We start from the raw sequence: 16321 nt of genomic DNA, 5'->3' as shown, positions 1-16321 counted from the left end.
GTCACAGTTTGTATGCTATAATAAAGATGGATTATTGTGAAAATTTTTGTCATATGTTTACGATAATAGTAACCGGACAGGAGAGGGGATCATGAATAAAGCCTATAAAATCATCTGGAGCCATGCAAGGAACTGTTACGTGGTTGTGGCGGAAATCGCGAAAAATCACGGCAAGAATAATGTGAAATCGGTGTTCAGCCGGCTGGCGGCCCGGTCTGCTGCTGTGGCGCAGCTGGCAGGGATGGCCTTTGGGCTTACAAAAGAAGCGGGAAGGCGGCTGCCTGTTGCCGCCGTGCAGCCCCGCACAGCGGCACAGTGGATCGTGCCGCTGATGACGGTGGGGATTTTGCTCCAGGCCGCGCCCGGTTTCGCTTCCACCATCAAGGATGCGGATAATAATTCCCTGACCTCCAACGGGAAAGTACATGATATCTATACCCAGCAGATATTGAGCAATGAAAGGGTAAATTTTGGCTATAACCGTTTCAAGGAATTCAAAATTAGCAAGGGCGATATCGCCAACATGTATTTTCATCTGCAGGGCCAGCCGGAGAAAAAGACCGACAACCTGGTGAACCTGGTCAAGAGCAAAATTGACATTCAGGGTACGGTAAACGCCATCAAGGATAACCGCATCGGCGGCAATTTATATTTCCTGAGCGCTGACGGCATGGCCGTTGGCAAGACCGGCGTCATCAACGCGGGCCGTTTTGTGGCCATGGTGCCTGCTTCTAGCAATTTCACCGGTAATGTGGGCACCAGCGGCATGTGGGGCAGCACGACTCAGATGGCCTATCAGTTCGAACACTACATTTCGAATTTTGGAAAACGCAACGACAAGGGCGAGTTTAGCGTGATGCGCACCGAATGGGCCGAACAGGAGGAATTAAAAGGCTTCAGACTGGCGACCGACGGGAAAATTGAAATCGCGGGGCAGGTGAACACCCGCAACGGCATGCTGCTGGGCGCTGCCCACATCGACATTAAAAACGGCGCCCTGCTGCGGGGAAATAAAAATATTGACTTTACCAGCCTTGTGAATGCCAAAGACGATGGCGGCACGGTGGTGACGAATGCGACCCTTTCCGGCGTGGGCATGACGGCTGTGGCCGATGATAAAAGCGGCGATATCATCCTGCGGGCGGCCACGGAGCACGACAATACGTTCCTGTATTCGCCCACAATTGAAACGATTATAAACACGAGTCTCGACGCCAGGGTCGACGTGGACGGCGCTATAGAAACCGACGGGAGAGCGGATATTTCGGCCAGCGCGACCCATAAGTTTGACAGCAGCAAGTTTACGCTGACCAAGCCGGTGATGGAGGCGGGGAAGGATCTGCTCAGGGATCTGCTGGGCCTGCAGATAGATGCCGCCGGGGCGCGGAAAAATACCACCGCCCAGGTGAACCTGAAGGAAAATGGGAAAATTACGGCGGCAGGCGATGTAAACCTGCAGGCGGACGCCACGACGACAATCAAGCTGGAGGCGAAAATCAGGCCGGCCAAGGCGGACGGGACCACTTCAGCGATGCCCGTTGCGGCGGCGACCGTCGGTATTGTGAAGAACAAGGCCCTGGTGGATGTGAAGGGGGACATTACTTCCAAGGCAGGCGACGTGGCCCTGACGGCGAACGCCACGACAAATGCTTCACTGAAAACCGTGGCGCTGGAGCCTTACACCGCCTACGTATCGCCCGGGGACAAGGGCAATGCCATCTATGTGGGGGTATCCTGGCTGGACGGCGATAACCTGGCCCAGATCAATATTGACGAGGGCAAAAATGCCATTACGGCCAAAGGGGGAGACTTTTCGGCGGAAGCCCATGCTACCAGCGACCTGTCGGCCGGCAGTTATGTAGAGGGCGCGGATAAGACCTTTGCCTCTACCTCTGTCACGGTGCTGGATTTTGATACCGCTACCAATGTGAACGTCAAACGGTCCGTAGAGGCCGAGTCGGTGAAGGCTGCGGCGGAAAACGAGATTGCCGGCCTGAGCGTGGCCGCAGAAGACGCCAATGGCGAGGGAGAGCAGCCCCATATTGACTTTGTGCTGTTAAACCCGACGAAAGGCGATCAGCTTGCCAAATATCTGAAAGATAAATATCACTGGAACGGGTTTATTAACGGGGGTAAACTGGCGGGCCTGGAGAATGCCTTTGACACTGCGCAGGGCTATATTACGGCCGGCGCCGCCGTGGCGGTGGTGGACAGCGTCAACAGCGCCGCGGTCACCGTAGCCCCCGGCGTGACCCTGAAGGCCACGGGGGACGCGGTCAAAAAGGATGCCGGCGGCAAGGAGGTTCCCGGCGGGGATGTAACCCTGGAGGCAAACGCCCACATTGACAGCCTGCACCATTCCTTGCAGGGGTGGGCCAATGAGCAGGATGCGGACACCGCGTCCAAGGTGACGGTGGCTTCCTCCGTCCTGTACAGCAATATCGAAAACGACGCCAAGGTGGAGCTGCAGGGAGATACGGCGAACCACAAGGGTGCCTCCCTGATTTCCGAAAAGGGCAGCGTGAACCTGAACGCCACGGGCAAGCAGATCTACGACGCGGCAGAACCTGTCAAAAACGTGGTGGATCGCGCGAAAAAGATGTGGAAGATATTAAAGAATTTCGGCTACCAGTTCCCGGAGCTGGCCAACCTGGAATCCGATACCGTGAAGGTGGAGAAGCTGGTGGACGGAAAACTCAAAACGGAGACAGACCGGGCTTCCTTCTGGGATTTCTGTGATTCGCTGAAGAACTTCCTGAAAAACGAAGGGAAGAACGTTACCAAGCTGAGCAGTGAAGCAAAAAAGATGGTTCAGGATCTGTCCGACGTAGTGAGCCCGGGCAGCTATACCAACTACTATGTGCGCAGCTACATGGTGGATTCCCAGGACAGCGGCTCCGCTAATCTGGATGTGGCGGCCTCGATCAACATCGCTAAGCTGCACAACAAGGGTATCGTGTCCCTGGGGGAAAAATCGAATATTTCCGCCGGGAAAAATATTAATGTGGATACCCTGGCAGATACGGATGTAGTGACGGCCACCGGCTACGGCGGGGAATTTTTCGCCATGTCGGAAAGCAACGGCAACGCTGCGGGGGCTACCGTGGCGGTACAGGATTTTATCGGCGACAGCCTGATCCTGTCCGGGAAAAATGTGACCCTGACGGCAAATACAGCCGGAAAGGACAGCGGCAACATTGCCCTGGACGCCAAGAACGAAATGATCCAGACCGGCATCATCCTCAGCGCCGGCAAGGCGGATAAGAACCTGAGCGCCACAGGATCCCTGAGCCTGCTTACAGGGGGCGTCAACACGCTGGTACTGCTGGACGATGAAACAACGGTCAAGGCAGCGGGAACCTTTACCATGGGCGCCGACAGCAAGACCACGGTGACCAACGTAGTGGGGGGCCTGGCCCTGGGCAGCGCCCGTACTAACGCCACCATAGGTGCCGGGGTGGCGGTGAACCTGCTGGACGTGAACAGCATCGCCATGATCGGCGATACCGGTTCGGGCGCCTCCACTACGGTGACGGATACGGACACGGACGGGTTTAAGAAAAAGAGTGTAGAAGAACAGAACAAAATCAAGGCGGAGAACGCTCTGGCCACCGCCCGCAAGGTGGCGGCAAAAGAAGCCCAGACTAAAAAGATGGGCACGGATTTCAGCCTGACCACGGAAAAACCGACCTCTTCTCTGGGGGCAAAAACCGCCGACGGCGCTGCCAAAGGCGTTGTAACAGCGAAAGACGTTTCGGTGACCGGGAACAGCAACGGGACCCTGAACGCCGTGGGCATCGAGGGCGCGGAGGCCTCGGAAAGCCACGCCGGCTTTGATTTTCTCACCAACTGGGACAAGAAGGGTAACTATGTACGGGACCAGATGACGGACGCCGGCAAGAATGTGGTGGGCTTCCCCGTTGACAGGCTTAAAAAGATACTCAATAAGGATGTCCAGCTCAAAAAGACATGGGACTTCAGCACCTACCAGCCGGTGCAGCCCGCCAACGATAACGCGTCGGAAGCGTCCTTCAACGCTACGGCGGCGGCCAGCGTGGCCTGGAACAAGGTGGACAGCGAGACGGCCTCCGCCATCAGCGGCATCGATGTGAACCTGCGGAAGCAGAAGGATGCAGACAAGGCGGGTTCCATGGTCAATACGGCAACGGACGATGTGTTCAGCGGGGCCTGGGCCGGGGCGGCGGCGGTGAACTGGTTTAACGGTGCAACCGGGGCGGCTGCCAACAATAATGCGAAAAAAGGCGCCCTGGGAACGGCGCTGGCGGTTAATCACCTGAACCGGAACGCAGACGCGGTGATTCTGTCATCTCGGATCTCCCAGGCAGGCAACATTAAAAATACGGCCATCCGGAACGGTTCGGAAGTTGCTGCGGCCCTGGGCCTGGCGGTGACCAACGACAGCCATGGAACCAGCACGGATGCCAGCGTGGCCTTCGGTCTGGCCATGAACAAGGCCAATACCGGCGCCCGCGCCCTGCTGGTGGACACAACCTCCAAATATGAGGAAAAAGCAGATAATATAGCCTATACAGGCGGTACGGACCTGGAGAACAGCGCCTATGACGGCGATATCCAGGTGGCCGGCGGCGTGGACCTGGCCTGGGTGAAGACGGACCAGGCAGGAACCGGCATCGCAGCCGGCATGACGGCAGCCGTCAGTGAGATAAATAACGATATCCAGAGCGGCATCCAGGGGGGCTCTTACATGGGGCTTTCCAATGTGCTGGCAGCCGGCGAGGACGCCCTGACTCAGGTGAACGCGGCGGTGGGCCTGGGCTTTACCCGTTCGGACAAGGGCATTGCCGCAGCGGGGTCGCTGGCCTACGCAGAGCTGAAGAATACCAACCACAGCTATATTTCCGGCACGGAGACCCTGAAGGCCAGCGGCGGTGTGACGGTGACCAGCCAGGATATTTCCGGCAAAAAAGGAAATCAATATAAAGAATACCTGAAAGCGCGCAAGGTGGATGCTACGGGGCTGGGGTACCTGAGCAGCGACACCGCGAATAAGCTGGGGACGGGGACTGCGGCCGGCAGCACGATGGTAAATGTGGCGGTGGAGATTTCCGAAGGGAAGACCAACGCGGCCGGCGCGGCGCTGTCCATCAACAACGTGACCAACAAGTTCAGTTCTGATATTACCGGTAACAAGAATCTGGAAGCAGGTTCTGTCAAGGCGGCATCGGACGTGCATACCAACATCGTGTCCGTGGCGGCGGGGGTCAGCGTCAGCGAAGCGGACTGGGGCGGCGTAGGTTCCCTGTCCTTTAACGACCTGGACCAGGATAATATCGTGTCCGTCACCGGCAACCGCAACGGTACGGCTGCCAACAGCGGCATTGCCGCCGATACGGTCAGCGCAACGGCGAAAAACACCAGCCACATTGTCAATGTCACCGGCGACGTTGCCGGAGGTAAAAATGCGATAGGCTTAGGGATTGCCTACAACCGCATGGACGATACTACCGGGGTCTATGCAGCCAATAACCAGGTCCGGGCGAAAGACGCGGCCAAGGGGGTAGATATTTCCCTGGACGCAAACAACGACGCCTATGCCCTGGCTCTGTCTGTGGGCGCGGCGGCCACCTATAAGGATGGCGGTACCGTGGCGGCCCACGGTAACTTTGGCATTAACCGGGGCCATAACGATACGGTAGCCGTCATCGGGGAAGACAAAGATGGGAAGAAGGCAGGTAACAGGGATAAGATCACCAACGCCTCGTCCGTGACGGTAAAGGCTACGGATAAAACCACAAAGACTACCGTAGCCGGCGCGGCGGAACTGGCCATCAAGGACACCACGGTGGCCTTAGGGGTAGGCGTGGCCTTGACGGAAAGCGATAAAGGCTCGGAAAAGGGCGACGGCAAAGAAACCGTCCGTGCGGAAATTAACAACGCGGATATTACCACCGTGAAGAAGAACGGGAAGGCTCCCATCATCAGCGCTGCCGTATCGGATACATCCAAAGCCACTACGGTATCCGTCGGCGCGGGCCTGGTGAAAAGCGCGAAGTTTGCCGCCCAGGGCATGGGGGCGGACGCCAATATTTACAAAACCAATACGGCAGGCCTGAAGGATACCGCCATCGACAAGGACGGCGGCAGCAAGGCGGCTCTGGTGACGGTGAAAGCGGATACCTCTTCCACCCTGAAGACCGGTGCGGCGGCCCTGCAGCTGTCCGGGCCGGATTCCTTCCTGGCAGGGGTAGTGGCGGTAGGCGTAAACCGCATCAAGGATACCACCACCGCAGGGGTGACCTATACGGATAAGCAGAACGCCGCAGCCATGAACGTGGGGAACCTGGATATCAGCTCTGCTTCCCAGGTGGATATCCTCAGCGTGGCCATGGGCGCTTCCGTGGCGGCGAAAGGGACGGTGGCCGCCGGCGGTTCCGGCAGCCATAACTATATTGAAAATAATGCGACGGCGGAAATTAAGAAAGCGAATATCAGCAGCGCAGGCAATGTAGGGGTAGTGGCCCGGAGCGATGAAGCCATCTCCAACTATGCGGGGGTGCTGGACGTAGCCGTGGGCGGGCAGGGCCTTGCCGCCGCCATCGGCGTAACGGGATCCAATAATAAGATCAGCGGCAATACCGCCGCCCTGATCAGCGACAGCACGGTAACAGCCGCCGGCAGCGACAGTAATAAAATTAAGACGGCCAGCAAGCTGAAAGACAATACAGATAATGAAAAGTACCTGATCGACAGCGCCGTAAGCCGGAACACCTGGTCAAGCGGCTCCTTCACGGAAGGGGATAACAAAAAATACGGCGTCAGCCGGTTGCAGAAGGGCCGGGTGGAAGAAGAAAAGACCGGCGTGGTGGTGGACGCTTCCGCTACCCATTCCATTGCTTCGGTCATGGCTAACGGCGGCGTGGCGGCAGGTATCAGCAACGGCGGCGTCATTGGCGCTTCCGTGGCGGGTGTGATCAACCTGAACGAGATCGCCGGTTCTACCACGGCGAAAGTGTTGGATTCCAAACTGAACTCCGCGTCGGCCCGCAGCGACGTGAATATCCATGCGGCGGATTACACCAACGTAGCGGAATTCAGCGGCGCAGCCTCCGTGGGCATCGGGAAAGACGTAGGCATCGCGGCAGGCTTTACCGGCGCGGTCAACGAGGTGAGCCGGGTAACGGCGGCGGGTATCTCCACGTCTTCTGCCAAGTGGAACGATACCAAGAAATACTACGAAAGCGTCGATACCAGTAAAGAGAAAAATACCGTTTACGCCAAGAATTTCAACGTGACTGCGGATGCCAGGCAGGCCATGTCTGCCTTTAACGTGGCCGGGGCTATTGCCGGCAGTAAGGAATTCACCCTTGAAACCGGCGATAACGTGAACATCAACCGGATGAAAAGTTCCACCCTTGCCACGGTGACCAACTCTACCGTGGATTACACCGGAGATGCGAAAGTGGAGGCCAGCCACGAGGACCGGATCTACGACCTGAACGTGGACGCGGGCCTGGCTATTTCGGCCAGCACGTACAGCGGGGCCGGTTCCCTGAATGTGGGCGTGGGCCTGGTGAAGGAACATTCCACCGTGACCGCCAACGTGGAAAACAGCGATATCAAAGCCAACGACAAGGCCAGGGGTGGTACGGCCAAATCCGCCCTGTCTGTAGGCGCATCCAACAGCACGAAGCTGGAATCCCAGCTGGTGTCTGTGGGCCTGGCGGCAGGCATGTTCAGCGGCGGGGTGGCCAGCAGCATTGCCGTGAACAATATTGACAGCAAAGTCACCAGCCGCATTGCAGGCAGTACGCTGGAAGCGGATACCATCAACGTGGATACGGCCAATGCCATCAAGGTCAAGGACGCCACCGGCACCGGCGGAGGCGGCCTGATAGCCGGCGTCGGCGTCGGAGTGGATGTCAGCACCTTCAACGACAGCGTCAGCACTGTTGTGGACAAGAGTACCCTCAAGGCAAAGGATACCCTGGCAGTAAACACCAAAACCCGGCGGGAGATCGACTCTACCGTAGCCGGCGTCGGCGTCGGCATCGTAGGCCTTGCGGTGAACGTGGCGGCCGTTACGGTCAATGGCGGGATCAACGACCTGGGGTATGCCAAAGATGCAGACGGCAAGCCTACGGCCTTCAGCCATACGGACGCCGTCAATAAGGCCATGGGTATTGTCAACGACAATACTAACCGGGATCTTTCCGAAAACTTCCACGGCATGACCGACGCGGAAAAGAAGCAGATGCAGGAAAAGGTGAAGGCGGACGCCGACACCAAAGACAAGAGGTATGTGGACGGCACCGGGGTGCATACCTATGTGCAGAACAGCTCCACGCTGGAAGCTGCCAGCGGAGCCCTGACCGTGAACAATACGGAGCTGAACGACGCGGAACTGAACGGTGGCAGCGGCTCCCTTGGCGGGATTGAGATAAACGTGGCGGATACGGTGTACCACCTGAACCAGCTGAACGATATTTCCGTAAAGGACTCCACCGTGAAAGGCGCCAGCGTGACCCTGTCGGCCCGGCAGGGCAATGTGACGGAAAATAAGGAAGACGCCATCCACCTGCGGACCGTGCAGGCGGGACTGGGCGCCGTGGGGATCGGCGTAGGCTACGCCGGGCTTACCACCAAAGGCAACACCGGCATTGCGGTAGACCACAGCACGCTGGCCGCCACCAACGGGGACCTGACTGTGAAATCCAGCGACGCCGCCCAGAGCAAGGTCAATATGATCGGCGTGTCGGCGGCCGCTGTAGCAGTGCCTGTCAGCGTGGCCCACAACACCAACGCAGCCAATAATTTTGTAACTGTAAAAGGCGACAGCACGCTGCAGGCGGAAACGACGAAGACACAGGAGGTAACGGGCAGCGACGGCAAAAAAACAACAGAAAAGGTTCCGGCTGCCATTACTCTGCAGACAGAGCGGACCGGCCGGGTAGCGGCCAAGACCACCGGCGTAGGCGTAGGCGGGGGCGCTGTAGTGGTGAACACGGCCAAAGCCTATGATGAAAGCACCTCTGCCGTTACGGTGGAAGCCGGCGGCACTACTGCCAAGAAAACAGATACCGACAAGAAAACCGATACCCCGGCCAACTCCTTTACTGCGGACGCCATCCGGATAGAAGCCATCAATGCGCCGGTGGTGAAGGCGGAAGCCGGCGGCACAGGCGTGGCCCTGATCGGCGTTGCCGTTATGCAGAGCAATGCAGAGGCCTATTCCGCAGCTAAGGTAAACGTAGCGGACGGTAACAAGCTGATTGGCGACACAGTACTGGCCCAGGCGGTCATCGGCAAAGAAGGGACGGACATGACCCATGCCGAGACCCACAGTACCAGTGTGGCTATCGGAGCCGGCGTAGCGCCCAACAAGGCCAAGGCCATCACCAAGACTACGGCCAGCGTCAATGTGGGCACGGAAACCTACAAGACAACGGAAAAGGAAGTACAGGAGACAGATGCCAACGGTACTTCCCAGACTAAAAAGGAATCCGCGGCAGCTACCAATCTGGCCCTCATTACCCAGAACAATGCCAGCCGCCGGTCCATCATCGGCAATACGAGCATAGGCCTGCTTGCCTCCATCGGCTTCGGCGACGCGAAAGCGGAAGGCGACGATAAGAGCACGGTAGAGGCCAAAGGCGGCAGCGGCGACAAGGCTGTAAAACTCCAGAACCTGAAAATTGACGCAGGCGGCGCCAACACGTCCAAGGGCTTTGCGGACGGGGATTCCGGCGGTTTCCTGGCGATAGGCGCAGCGGCGACTATTACCATGAACACCAAAACCACGAATACCGCGTCCCTGGCCGGGGCCTGGGATGTTACCAACAGCGCGGATATCGCTGCCAGCCAGCAGGTTACCTCCAAGGGCAGCTCCAAGACCGGCGCAGGCGGCGCAATCAGCGTAACCTGGGCCAATTCTGACAACCATGTGGAGATGGATACCAAAACGGAAATCAGGGAAGGGGCCCAGTTAAACGCAGGGAAGAGCTATGTGCTGGCGGCCAACAAGATCGTAACCGGCGCCTACGACGGGGAGGCCTGGAACAATCACATGAACGTGGGCGGCGTGATTCAGGTAGCGCCGGATGTAAAATCGGAACAGGAGATAACGGACAAAGCCAATGTGGTCATCGGTAAAAATGCCAAAGTGACCACCGTCGAGGGCCAGGTTTACGACGCATATAGCAATATTGACATGTATAACAAGGTGGAAGGCAAGGCAGGCGGCGCATTCGAGCATGAATATGTATTCAGCGATAATTTTGTCACCTCCACCAATAAGGTTACCGTGAACGAGGGGGCGTCCCTGGAACAGAAGGGCGCTTTTGATGACGGCAAAGATATCACCCTCAGCAGCAGCGACAAAATCAAGATAGACGGGGCTGCGGAAGTTTATATCGGAGGCTTTGAAGGTACGGTGGGAACCAAGGTGCGTAACCGGGTCACCCGCAATAATGGAGTGGAAGTGAACGGTAAGTTAGACAGCTCCCACGATATCAACCTGTATGCAGGCACCGATGTAGACGGAGCTGATGCGGAGCTGAATGTGAAAAGCCTGGCGGAAGCACATAACAATACTCTTTTGTCTTTTGATACAGCCACGGAGGCAAGCCTGGACCTGAAGAACAACCAGCAGGTGAAGGTGGGCGCGAACGGCAGCGCTACTTCCGTGCGGAATATCAACCTGGCGGCGGACAATGGCAGCGAAACCTTTAAAAAAGACGTGGTAAAGGTCACCAACCTGTTTGCCGGTAAGAACAAAGAAGAAAAAGTAGTCGCTAATACTCCGGGAAAATCGAATATCAGCGAAACCAACAACAACTTTGTCAACGTGGAAGGCGCCCTGAAAGCGGGCATCCACAACAAGGTGAACGTTACCATTACCGGCAGCGCCGTGCCCGAAGCGGGCGGGATCAAACCCGTAAGCGGGCAGTCTGCGCTGGCGATCGACACTACAGGGTCCAGCGAAAACTTCAACAAGGACGACATCAAGACCGGCGATATGGATTACGCTACCCAACTGGGAACCCAGCTGGCGGCGGTGGAAGCCCTGATCAAGGAATACAGCACCGGTACGGACGCCAAGAGCATGGCCTCCTATCTGGGCTACGTGCAGCAGCGCCAGCGCATCCTGGACGAGCTGGACAAGCGGGGGCTGTTCAAGATGGAAACTAACCCCCAGGCCGGGAAACAGGAAAAAGTCTATACCACCAGCGGCTTTACCATCCGCTACGTGGAAATACCGGAGATTACCGTCAGCGGCGGCAATATTACCGTGAACTCGGAAAACCTGTACGGTAAGGGCAAGCTGGAAGCCAACGGCGCTCCCCAGGTGACCATTACCAACAACTCCAACGCCTACCTGAAGCTGGACGGGATCCAGATCCGGGAACCGGGCGGGGAGATCCGCTTCCGGGGCAACGGCACGGCTCTCACCAGCGTAGCGAAGAACGCAGATGTCAACGCCCTGAATAAGGATAAGAAAATACAGGCGGCCTTTACGACCTTACAAAATGATACGGCAGGGAACAAGGTCAGCGCCATTACGGTTACCAATGAAAACAAGGCGGGGGCTTCCGTCCAGGTGAAGGATGCCAGCGGGAAGCAGGGCCCCTATGTCCCCATTACCGATGTGGCGGTAGCAGGCGACATAAACAACGATACCGGGGACATCCGGATCGCCAACAGTAGCGGATCTATTACCATCGGAGGCACTTCGAAAGGCGCCAACATTACCGGCCGGACGGTGCAGCTCACTGCCAGGGACAGCATCTCCCAGGACTATGTGGACGGCATCGTGAATATCGGAGGGCGGCCCCAGGATCTGAATGCGGCGGAAGTGAATAAGGCCATGAATAACGCAAAAGACAGCACCCTGAAGGATAAGACGGCTAACAAGACGGATTCCGAAACCGGGCTGAAACAGACGGCGGCGGATATTACCAACGCGGAGCTGGGACGTATTGCCGGGGACAGCGTCTATATCGCGGCGGCGGATATTAACGTAAACGGCCTGATCCAGAGCGGCTACAGCAAGTATGAAGCAGTGGTTGGTGAAGATGCGTTAAATAATATTGACAGGATCAAAACGGCTGACCGGGCGGTGACCGTCCAGGGCCGTACCATGTACAAGGTGAACGACGGCGGCAAGCCGGTCTATGATAGCAGTATCGGCGGCTTTAAATACGTGGTGCAGGTGTATTACGACCCCCAGAACGACCGGCTGCTGGTAGAGGACATCGATACCAAAGGCGGCAAGGTCTACCTGACGGGCCGGATCTCCAGCACCGGCAACGGCAGGATCCTGGCGGCGGACGGGGGCGCGGATATTTCCGTTACCAATAATTCCGCCTATGGACTGGACGTAGGCAAGGTGCTCAATAATGATATCGAAGGCAAGATCACCATTACGGACCTGGCTAAAGATACCTGGACGGAATACACCCGTTCCGCTACGAAAACCATTGAAAATTACAGCAAATATGCCAAGGACAGCGCTGCGGCGGAAAAAGCTACAAAGACCGCATCCGGTATCGGTTATAACAGCGGCGCTACGCCCTCCGGTTCCTATAAGGTGAAGGAAGGCCTGCGCTATAACTGGACCCTGGGCACGGAAACCGGTACTACAAAATATTACCACAGAGTCCAGAACTCCCTGTTCTGGGGGGCGCTGGATACCAGCAGCAGCCAGTCCAAGCTGAAGGAACTGGAAAGCAGTACCGAAGCGAAAGAAGTCAATAAGGGCGGCGAACGCAGTCTGGGCAGCGGTACCTTTATTGATGCGATCAACGACGCAGAATACGGCAAGAAGCTGAACAGCACGGAGTTCGGCGCGGTCTACGAGAACCGGGTCACCAGCGATACCCGCACCGTGACCGGCAAGTGGAAGGAGGGCGGCAACTGGTATGCTTTGTGGTCCAACCCCAAATACCATATGGAATGGACCACCAAGACCGGTTCCAGCCAGTCCTACACCTTCTCCCTGAAGGCGGACCGGGATATCGGCATCGGCTTTATCGGTAAGGAAGACGGCAGCATCTCCCTGGCAAACAGCAACAGGAAGGGAACCGGTATCAACCTGACAGATACGATCAAAAACAATTCGGCCAATGCGGCCCTGACCATCCATACGGCGGCGGGCAGCATCGTCCAGCAGGGAGATACGGCCCTGATCACCGGGAAGGCAGACCTGCAGGCCCGGGAAGATATTGAAAATATCCATATTACCTCCCTGGGAACCCGGACCGCCAGCGGGGACGGCAACACCTATACCACCTCGGACAAGGTGGTACTTAGTGCGGTTTCCACCTGTGGCGGCAATATTGACGTGACCGTCCGGGGCGGTACGGCGGAGGGCCAGGCCCTGCCCGGCAATGTGGAGATCCGGAAGCTGGAAAGCCTCGCTTACGGAAATGATGGCACGGGCGACGTGGCCCTCACGGCAGACGGCGATATTACCCAGTCGGGTTCGGAAACTGCCGTAATGGGGCGGGAAATCGACCTGACCAGCGTCAACGGCGGTCTTGGCACGTCCAAACAGGCGCTGGTACTGTGGTCCCTGCCGGAAGCCTACGGCTTTGGGCCGGGATCCGCCAATGTGGACGCCAGCGCGAAAAAGGATATCTACCTGACGGAAGCCAATGCTGACATGCGGATTGGTTCCATCGTGTCCCGTGAAGGCGATGTGACCCTGACGGCGAAGAACGGGCGGCTGCTGGACTCCCTGCCTCAGGCAGAGAACAGTAACAATATTGAAGAGGACGACCTGGTACGGCACTGGATCGACGCCGGGCTCATTGCCGGCACGGAGGATTATGAAGGCGCCTATATCAAGGGCCTGAAGCAGGACGCGGCCAATTATAAAGCGCGCGTTGAGGAACAGTTTGCCCTGTTTACCAATAAGGAAGCCAGCGACGCAGTGAAGGAAATGTTCACCAAAAAGGACGGTACGGCCTATACCAGTGTTGACGCGTACCTGGCCCAGGATACCTACTATCAGGCTATCGTGGACAGATACACCCATCCCACCTTTGCCTGGACAAAAGACCAGCTGCTGTACTCCATCCGCAACGCCATCGTCAACAAGGAAAGCGGCGTCACTACGGAGACCCAGGGCAAGATTGCCAACGTGCAGGGGAAAAATGTGACCCTGAACGCCCAGGGCATCGGCATGAACAGCAACAAAACCACCACCATCCTGGCCAGCGACCTGACAGGCGGCTCCGAAAAAGCCATTGCCAACCTGAAGAAGCTGGCCAACGCGGACGCGGCGGATGTAACCATGAAGGATCAAAATGACAATACCCTGATTTTCAGCACGGACGCAGAGGGCAAACAGACCGTAACGGCCCGGGATTCCATCGGCAATACGGTGGCGACGGACGGCGCGGTGTACAAATTTGTCATCGGCAACCTGAGCCCCCTGGGGGTCAAGGCTGAGGGAAAGGTGGATGTCACTGCCAGCGACGAAAGCGTATTTATCGCCGGCAGAAGCGATACAAAGGGCGTTTTCTCGCCCCTGAATACCGGTGTCATTAATGCGGGAGTAAAGGATGTGCGGCTGTACACCCAGAAAGGTATCTACAACGCATTGGAGGGAAAGGATGCCAGCCAGGCCAATATTAAAGCGAATAACCTGATCGCCTATGGGGGCACTGAGGATATCGGCGCTGAAGATAAGTACCTGGGAGTGGACCTGCGGGGCGACCTCCAGAGCGCCAATGCGGACGGCAGCATCTATATCAAAAATATGGGACCTAGCAGACTCTTTGTAGGCTCCCTGTATGCAGGGGATACCCTTGCTTTGGACTCCAGACCTGGCATCGAGATGTCCTGGGACAGAAATTACAGCAGCGCGTACCTGAATGCAGGGAACGAGGTGCGGCTTACCGCAGATCCAAACAGCTACAGCGGTGTGTTGGGCTCATATACTCCGCTGCGCATCCTCAATAGCGGGGCGGAGATCACACTGGTCGCTAATGAAGCCAAAATTAAGGGTGTCAACGGCCTCTTGGGGGATAAGGCTACCATGTACGTGGGCGATGTGAAAACCACCCGCAATGCAGTCCTGCAAAGCGACGGGGATCTGCAGCTTACAGGCAATCTTACGGCGGGCTCCGATGCTGTGCTGGAAACCCTGTCGGGAGGCGACATCTATGTATCCGGCAACGTGAATGCAGGGAACGCAACCATACAGGTTGATCCGGATAAGACCGGCAAAGAGAAAAACGGCTATATTGTGATTGACGGCAATGTAACGGCCCGGAACCTGGCAGCGCTGCATAACAATACGGAAGAAGGCGATATCACCATAAACGGCAGCGTTACCGGCGGCAGTGTGGAAATTACCGGTAAAGACAGCGATATTGTGGCCGACGGCAAGCTGGAGGCAACCAAACAGGATATCTCAATCACCAGCGAAGCCGGCGATATCGATATCGGCGGCGACCTTGACGCAAAACGGGATATGACGATGAAGACCTCCGGCGACGGCAGCATTACCCTTTACAGGGACGAAAAGATAAATGAGACGATGAACATCCATGCGGGCCGCCATATCAGCCTGGAAACGGAAGACGGGGAAATCCTGGTAGAAGGGAAGATCACCTCGGACAGCGGCAATATCTCGGCGGTAACCGACAATGGCGATATTACGTTAGCCGGTATGATGGATAACAGCGGGAATAACCCGGGGGATGTAAAGGCCGGCGGGGATATTACCGCTACTGTAAAGGAATACGGCGACATCACCTACTCCGGCACTACGAAAGCCGGAGGGGATATAAAGGCGGCCACGGCAGACGGTACGGTCCTGTATGACGGCAATGTGAGCGCAGGCAACGATGTCGCAGTGGAAGTGGGAACCGGACAGATCTGGTACGACGGTAATGTGAGCGCCGGCAGCAATGTGACCGGGACCATAGGAAACGGTAACATTATTTATGCAGATTCGGTAAGCGCCGGCAGCAATGTGGAAGCGAAAATCACCGAGGATGGTAACATCATCTATCTGGGACGTGTCAGTGCAGGGCGTAATGTAATCGCAGATGCTGTCGAAGGAAATATTTACTACGGCAGTGCTGTAGAGGCCGGCCGCAGTGTGATTGCCCGTACCGGATCGGGAACTGTTACGTATATGGGTCCCGTGACGGCGGGTAAGGACCTGCCGGAACAGGTCCGTAAGGGTTATGGCAAAATTGCTTATTACGACCGGTACGGCCTGGTAGGTTACAGCAATTCCCTGGATGTAGCGCCTGTCCGGAATGCGAAACCGGTGGAAATTAAGATTGGCAAGACTGCAAAGTAATAAATTTTTATAAAAGGATGA

General features: G+C 56.9%; 1 protein-coding gene. It reads left to right on the top strand.

Going from position 1 to position 16321, the window contains the following annotated elements; genetic code table 11:
* Nucleotides 1-91 precede the first annotated feature (91 nt).
* Nucleotides 92-16300, top strand: coding sequence for a leukotoxin LktA family filamentous adhesin (locus ACZOWY_RS03125; protein ID WP_484392801.1), 16209 nt, complete (start codon nt 92-94; stop codon nt 16298-16300).
* The last annotated feature ends 21 nt before the right edge of the window (nt 16301-16321 follow it).

This window comes from Succiniclasticum sp. (genome assembly GCF_056977735.1).
The sequence above is the reverse complement of the archived record's forward strand: the minus strand, read 5'-3'. Positions and strand labels throughout refer to the sequence as shown.